This is a genomic window from Oscillibacter sp. CU971, assembly GCF_905219725.1.
Lineage (GTDB): Bacteria > Bacillota > Clostridia > Oscillospirales > Oscillospiraceae > Oscillibacter.
The window spans coordinates 1-7,083 of sequence record NZ_CAJMXG010000155.1; the positions used below are offsets into that span (position 1 = coordinate 1).

The following is a 7,083-nucleotide window of genomic DNA, read 5'->3' on the forward strand; positions in this document are numbered from 1 at the left end:
GGTCCCTTTATTGGACGTTTCCTTTACCTTTGTCTGTTTGTCTGGCTTTTACCGGCTTTAATCAGTGCTTCCTTAAAAATATGGTAAGCTTTGCACGAACCAGCGCGGGAGAAATTAAGGATACCATAAAGAGGAAAATTTCCGAGCTTCCAAGCGAGCTTTTCAACATAGGAAAAGATATGGTTCCAAAAGCTCTGGGACGGTATTAAGAGCATGGGCGATTGGATTCGAACCCAGTTGGGAGGCTTTATTTCCAACGCAATTAACTCTGTTACCGGCGGCTCTTCCGAATCCACGGCCTCCAGCAGCGGCGGGGCTGTACGGCGGTCTGCGGCGGCTCCCGCTATGCTGGCGGCTCCGGCAATGTTGACGGCGGAAGCTGTGGAAGATACCGGGCCTGTACTCTTCCGGGCGGCGCGGATGAGCGGCGGGGAAACGCTTTCCCAGGCGGTAACGCGCTCCCTCTCCGATACGGAGTCGCACCTCCGGGCCACGGCGGCAATCCGGCGGGTGCAGCGGGACATGGATAACGTCGAGGCCAGCGTGGCGGCCTACTATACCGCGCCGGAGCGGCGGGGCAGCGGGAACCCGCAGCCGGTGCGGTCTGAAACCGGCTTTACCGCAGCGGAGTTGGCGGCGGCAATGCGGGAGGCCCTAAAGGGGACCCAAGTAGTAATGGACGGGCGGACGGTGGGCCGTCTGGTGGCCATCAATCAGGGAAACATGGGCCGGGCTCTGGGCACTTTGTGAATGTGTCTAACTTGGACACATTTTGAAAAGAGGCGTCATATTGGCGAGGCTCACAATTAACGATGTGGGCCTCGCCGCTTTAGAATTTCCTGTAACAGACTGGCGGCCTACCGTGCCCGCCCTGGCGGCTTCCTGGAGGACCTGAACGCTGGCGGCGGGTTTCCGGTCCCCGGCCGGAGCTGGCGGCCTACCATACCTGCCCTGGCCGCTCCTTGGAGGCCCTGGCCGCTGGGGGTAGTCTCTCGGCTCCTGGTTGGGGCTGGCGGCCCGCCGTGGGTAAATCCTGCCGAGAAAAGTTTCCCTTATTTTTTCCCTTTAGCGGGATTATTTCAAATTTCTGCGTAAACCAAGTGAATACAAAAGCCTTTGTGCCGCAATTAGTTTATATTTCGACATCTTGCAGACAACAAGCTGGAATTTACAAATTCTTCATAACTTTTGCGAAAAACCCCCTTTACAAATGGGGGCGGCTGTACTATGATAATCACTGTTAGCACTCCAGGTATTTGAGTGCTAACAGTGATTACGTTTTTTAATTTTTAATATTTTAAGGAGGAACCTGATATGAAACTCACCCCGCTTGCAGACCGTGTCATCCTGAAAATGGTGGAGACCGAGGAGACCACCAAGGGCGGCATCATCCTCACCGGCTCCGCGAAGGAGAAGCCCTCCGTGGCCGAGGTCATCTCCGTAGGCCCCGGCGGCACCGTGGAGGGCAAGGAAGTCACCATGACCGTAAAGCCCGGAGACAAGGTGATNACCAGCCAGTACGCCGGAACCAAGGTGAAGTTGGAGGACGTGGAGTACACGGTGGTCCGGCAGAACGACATTCTGGCGATTGTCGACTAAGCACAAACATCAATTGATTTAAAAAATCGGGAGGTAACGATTTATTATGTCTAAGCTCATCAAGCGCGGCGAGGACGCCCGCAAGGCCCTGGAAACCGGCGTCAACACCCTGGCCGATACCGTAAAAATCACCCTGGGCCCCAAGGGCCGGAACGTGGTTCTGGACAAGAAATACGGCGCGCCCCTCATCACCAACGACGGCGTGACCATCGCCAAGGAAATCGAGCTGGACGATCCCTTTGAGAACATGGGTGCCCAGCTGGTGAAGGAAGTCTCCACCAAAACCAACGACGTGGCCGGCGACGGCACCACCACCGCCACCCTCCTGGCCCAGGCCATGATCGGCGAGGGCCTGAAGANCCTGGCCGCCGGGGCCAACCCCATCGTGGTCAAAAAGGGCATGGCCAAGGCCGTGGAGGCCGCCGTGGCCGAGGTCAAGGCCCAGGCCAAGACCGTGGACGGCTCCAAGGACATCGCCCGGGTGGGCGCGGTTTCCTCCGGCGACGAGGAAATCGGCAAGCTGATTGCCGACGCCATGGAAAAAGTCTCCNNCGACGGCGTCATCACCATCGAGGAATCCAAGACCNCCGAGACCTACAGCGAGGTGGTCGAGGGCATGCAGTTCGACCGGGGCTATATCACCCCCTATATGGCTACCGACATGGAAAAGATGGANGCCGTGGTNGACGACGCCTATATCCTGATTACCGATAAGAAAATCTCCGTCATTTCCGACATCCTGCCCCTGNTGGAGCAGCTGGTCCAGTCCGGCAAGAAGCTCCTCATCATCGCCGAGGACGTGGAGGGCGAGGCCCTGAGCACCCTCATCGTCAACCGCCTCCGGGGCACCCTCAACGTGGTCTGCGTCAAGGCCCCCGGCTTCGGCGNNCGCCGCAAGGAGATGCTCCAGGACATCGCCGTCCTCACCGGCGGCACCGTGGTCAGCGAGGAAGTGGGCCTNGAGCTCAAGACCGCCGACATCTCCCTGCTGGGCCGTGCCCGCCAGGTGAAGGTGACCAAGGAAAACACCACCATCGTGGACGGCGCCGGGGACTCCCAGGCCATCAAGGACCGGGTTGCCCAGATCCGCTCCCAGATTGCCAACACCACCAGCGACTACGACAAGGAAAAGCTCCAGGAGCGCCTGGCCAAGCTGGCCGGCGGCGTAGCCGTTATCAAGGTGGGCGCGGCCACCGAAACCNAGATGAAGGAAAAGAAGCTCCGCATCGAGGACGCGCTGAACGCCACCCGCGCCGCGGTGGAAGAGGGCGTGGTAGCTGGCGGCGGCACCATCTTTGTCAACGTCATTCCCGCCGTGGAGGCCCTGGTGGGCACCGTGGAGGGTGACGAGAAGACCGGCGTGCGCATCGTGGCCAAGGCCCTGGAGGCCCCCATCCGCCANATTGCCGCCAACGCGGGCCTGGACGGCTCCGTCATTCTGGAGAAGGTCCGCTCCGGCGAGAAGGGCTATGGCTTCGACGCCTACAAGGAGGAGTACTGCGATATGGTGGCCTCCGGCATCATCGACCCCGCCAAGGTGACCCGCAGCGCCCTGGAGAACGCCGCTTCCGTGGCGGGCATGGTGCTGACCACCGAGTCCCTGGTGGCCGACAAGCCCGAGCCCCCCGCTCCCGCTCCCGCCGCGCCCGACATGGGCGGCATGTACTAAGCCGAAGAAAAGAAACGGCGCCCGCGCAAGCGGGCGCCGCTTTTTTTGCGGTTAAGAGAACGGCATCAGGCCGTGCACAAGCTCCGCGCAGGCCCGGAACTCCTCCTCGTCCGTCCGCCACAGCTCATACTCCGGCAGGGAGGGCAGGCCCATGGACACCGTGGGCTTGCGGTAGATCATGCCGCTGTCCACGGGGCCCCGCCGCCCGGAGGTGTGGAACACATGCACCCCGGTCCGCCGGTGGATCTCCCGGATGCTCCCCGCCCGGACGCCGCAGCCCGCCATGACGGCGATCCGTCCCGCCGCCTTCTCCCGGAGGGCCCGCAGGGTCTCCGCCCCGGCCAGGGCGTCCTTCTCCTGCCCGGAGGTGAGGATGGTCCGGCAGCCCAGGGCGATGGCCGCCTCCAGGGCCTCCAGGGGGTCCCGGGTCATGTCGAAGGCCCGGTGGAGGGTGACCTCCATACTCCCGGCGGCCTCCATCAGCCGGGCCATGACAGCCCGGTCCAGCGTGCCCCATCGCGTCAGGGCGCCCAGCACCACGCCGTCCGCCCCCAGGTCCCGGAAGCGGCGGACGCAGTCCTCCATCTCCTCCACCTCCGCCTCGGAGTAGAGGAAGTCCCCGAAGCGGGGGCGGATGAGGACGTTGACGGGGAGGTCGCAGTCCCGCCGCACCTGCCGGAAGAGGCCCAGGGAGGGGGTGGTGCCCCCGATGGAGAGGTTGGCGCACAGCTCCAGCCGGTCCGCGCCGCCCCGGCAGGCGGCCAGGGCGGAGGCGTGGGAGTCCACGCAGCCCTCGATGAATCCATAAGCCATGAAAAAGCTCCTTTCCGGTAAACTCAGCCCCATTATAGCAGGGCCCCCGCCGGGGCGCAAGCAGATCCGTCCCCACAGGTTTTTTGGAAAGAGGTGGAAAGCCGCCGAATAACGCTTGTATTTTCCATACAAAAGTGGTAGAGTAGGGAATTAGGGACAACCCCTGAAAACTTAAGAGGAAAGGACACTGGATACATCATGAAACGAAAGAGTCAATTATTAGCTTGGCTGATGGCGCTCTGCCTGTTGGCAAGCCTGGCCGTTGTGCCTGCGGCGGCGGTAAACAATGATATTACGTTGTTTGCGGACCTTGCTGCACTGGAAGCGGATGCGGCAGCAAAGAAGCAGTTGTGGGAAGAGAAAAAAGCAGCCTTGAATGAGGCGAAGAGCGCTTTAAGTGCCGCTGAAAGTTCAGTTGCAGCGGAGCAAAGCGCTTACGATAANGCCAAGAGAGAAGCGGAGAGCAAGACATCTGCTTATAATGCGGCAAAGGCGGCAGCTGAAACAGCAGCAGCGGCGGCTGAAAGCGCAAAAACGGATGAGACAAAAACCGAGGAGGAAAAGCAGAGTTTACAGGCAGCAGCGGATGAAGCAGCAAGAGCGGCGGAAGCGGCTGAAAGCGAGAAGAATACTGCGGAAAGCGCACTAAGTACTGCGGAAACGAATTTGAATAATGCAAAGAATTCAGCTGACATAGCGGGCAAAGAGAGCGCTGTGTCAGCGGCGGAGACTGCTGTTTCACAGGCAGAAAAGGACTATGAGGACGCAAAGGCGGCAGTGGATGCGGCGAAAGACGAAGAAAACAAGCCCGCTGCCCCCACAGCTCCTACCTCCAGTGACTTCTCCTACCCCTCCTCTGTGAACTTCGGCACCCTGGAGAAGAACGCGTCCAGCAGCAGCCGGACCCAGACCTTTACGATTAAAAATAAGAGCGACTACGAGATGAAGCTCAGCTATTCCACCCCCAGCGGCTACACCATCTCGGGGCTCCCCAGCTCCCTGACGGCGGGCAGCTCCTCCACCGTCACGGTGCAGCTGAACAGCGCCAGCAGCACGGGAAATTATGACCGGCGGCTGACCATCACCGCCTCCTTCGTGGGCGGCACCGGCTCCAATGACGTTTCCGTCAACCTCTACGCGACGGTGGTGGAAAAGGGCTACACCATCACCGTGGACCCCACCAGTAAGGACCTGGGCAAGCTGAAAGAGGGCTACACCGAGAAGGAAGCCAAGGAAAAGGAAATCACCGTCACCGTCCAGAATAAGGGAGCCTCCAATGTGCGGATGGACGCCGTAAAAGGAAACGACCACTTCCTTGTCACCGCCGTGAAGAGCGACTCCGTGACCCTGGAAAACGGCGACAAAGCCGAGTACAAAATCGTCCCCAAGCAGGATCTGAAGGTGGGCACCTACACCGACACCATCACCTTCCAGACCCGGGAGAACACCTCGGCCACCTTCAAGGCCACCGTGGTCGTTGAAAAGAAGCTGGCCCCCCTGACCGTGGAGCCCGGCACCCTGGACTTCGGCATCGTGGAGGAGGGCTACACGGCCCTGGCGCAAAAAACGGTTACCGTGAAAAACAACACGGAATACGCCATCCGCCTGGACCAGCCCACCTCCTACAGCTATGAGGTCAGCCTCCTGACCCAGACGTCCCTGCCCGCGGGCGGCAGCACCACCTTTACCATCCGTCCCCGGACGGGCCTCCCCGCCAACGCGTATAACGGCGTGGTGGAGCTCTATGGCAGCGGCGAGTCGGCGAAAGTGAACGTCCAGTTTGCCGTGACCAAGCCCGCCGGCCCCTCCACCTTCTCCGACGTGGCCGCCGGCAGCACCTTCGCCGCCGACATCGCCTACGTCAGCCAGAAGGGCCTGATGAGCGGCGTGGGCGAGGGCCGCTTCAATCCCGGAGCCCCNGTCACCCGGGGCCAGCTGGTGACCATCCTCTACCGGCTGGAGGGCCAGCCCGCCGTCAGCGGCGCGGGCTTCCCCGACGTGGCCGCCGGGTCCTACTGTNAGAAGTCGGTGAAGTGGGCCGCGGCCAACGGCATCACCGCCGGAGGCAAGGACGGCCTCTTCCGGCCCGGCGACTCCATCACCCGGGAGCAGCTGGCCACCTTCCTGTTCCGCTATAACGCCTACAAGGGCTACGTATCCACCCAGCGGGCCAACCTGGCGGACTTCTCCGACGGAGCCGCCGTGGCCTCCTACGCCAAGGAAGCCCTCTCCTGGGCCAACGCGGCCAAGCTGGTAAACGGCACCTCCGACGGCCGCCTGAATCCCTCCGGCGGCGCGACCCGGGGCCAGGCGGCGGCGATTCTCCACCGCTTCTGCGTGAGCATCGGGAGATAACCGGATTTGCCATAGAGCGAATCGCATAAAAAAGCCCCCGGAAACCACTGGTTTCCGAGGGCTTTTCTCTTCAGCGGGAGTTACTGCCGGACGTAGCCGTCCGCGTCCGCCGTGTAGCGCTTTCCATCCACGGTGACGGTGGTGTTTTTGTAGATGGTTCCGTCCGCGTCCCGGTAGCGCCAGCCCCGGTCGTCCTTCGTCCAGCCGCCCATGTTCACGCCCTTGAACAGATAGCTGGTCAGGCCGATGGCCTCCCGGGTCTCGTCGTCCTGGAAGTGCCACCACTCGGAGCTCAGGCCCCGCATGCCCGTGGCGGTCATATACTTCTCCAGGAGCTTGGCGTTGTCGTTGTTCAGGTAGGCGGCGGAGTACCAGCTGAGGTCGTGGATGGCGCTTTGCATTTCCAGCTCCTCTCCGCCGTCGATTTTCTCCAGGGTCAGGTCCAGGGCGATGCCCCGGTTGTGGGCGGAGGTCACCCGGGCCAGGAAGCTGCCCAGGTTGAAGCGCCCGTTGTTGGTCATAATCTGGAAGTAGGTCTCATACTCCGGCTCTTCGCCGTCCCCGTCCTGCGCCCCGCCCTCCGGCGGTTCGCCTTCCTGCGGTTCGCCTTCCTGCGGTTCACCTTCCGGCGGCTCGGGGGGGAGGTC

The 7,083-nt window shown here is 61.7% G+C and carries 7 protein-coding genes; 5 read left to right on the plus strand and 2 right to left on the minus strand.

Annotated features, from left to right (window positions below; translation table 11 throughout):
- From JX325_RS10820 to groL, 4 genes are all read left to right on the plus strand, one after another.
- Positions 1-209, plus strand: a 209-nt coding sequence (locus tag JX325_RS10820) for a hypothetical protein (RefSeq protein ID WP_204791138.1), incomplete at its 5' end; no start/stop codon positions are given.
- Positions 210-213: 4 nt separating this feature from the next.
- Positions 214-750, plus strand: a complete 537-nt coding sequence (locus JX325_RS10825; RefSeq protein WP_204791139.1) for a hypothetical protein — start codon at positions 214-216, stop codon at positions 748-750.
- A gap of 564 nt (positions 751-1,314) precedes the next feature.
- Positions 1,315-1,599: a co-chaperone GroES gene (groES, locus tag JX325_RS10830; protein WP_204791140.1), complete on the plus strand. Its 285-nt coding sequence runs from the start codon at positions 1,315-1,317 to the stop codon at positions 1,597-1,599.
- Positions 1,600-1,645: 46 nt separating this feature from the next.
- Positions 1,646-3,268 carry a chaperonin GroEL gene (gene groL, locus JX325_RS10835; protein ID WP_204791141.1) on the plus strand — a complete coding sequence of 541 codons (1,623 nt, stop codon included), beginning with the start codon at positions 1,646-1,648 and terminating at the stop codon, positions 3,266-3,268.
- A gap of 51 nt (positions 3,269-3,319) precedes the next feature.
- On the opposite strand, the gene JX325_RS10840 is transcribed toward groL, so the two are convergent.
- Positions 3,320-4,081: a copper homeostasis protein CutC gene (locus tag JX325_RS10840; protein WP_204791142.1), complete on the minus strand. Its 762-nt coding sequence runs from the start codon at positions 4,079-4,081 to the stop codon at positions 3,320-3,322.
- A 714-nt stretch (positions 4,082-4,795) separates the two neighbouring features.
- Here JX325_RS10840 and JX325_RS10845 point away from each other — a divergent pair.
- On the plus strand, positions 4,796-6,436 hold the full coding sequence (locus tag JX325_RS10845; protein ID WP_204791143.1) for an S-layer homology domain-containing protein: 1,641 nt from the start codon (positions 4,796-4,798) through the stop codon (positions 6,434-6,436).
- Positions 6,437-6,516: 80 nt separating this feature from the next.
- On the opposite strand, the gene JX325_RS10850 is transcribed toward JX325_RS10845, so the two are convergent.
- On the minus strand, positions 6,517-7,083 hold a 567-nt coding region (locus JX325_RS10850; RefSeq protein WP_279380529.1), incomplete at its 5' end, for a M15 family metallopeptidase.

Coding starts and splice junctions, on each gene's coding strand:
- JX325_RS10825 (WP_204791139.1), top strand. CDS start 214: ATGGGCGATTGGATTCGAACCCAGTTGGGAGGCTTTATTTCCAACGCA.
- JX325_RS10840 (WP_204791142.1), bottom strand. CDS start 4,081: ATGGCTTATGGATTCATCGAGGGCTGCGTGGACTCCCACGCCTCCGCC.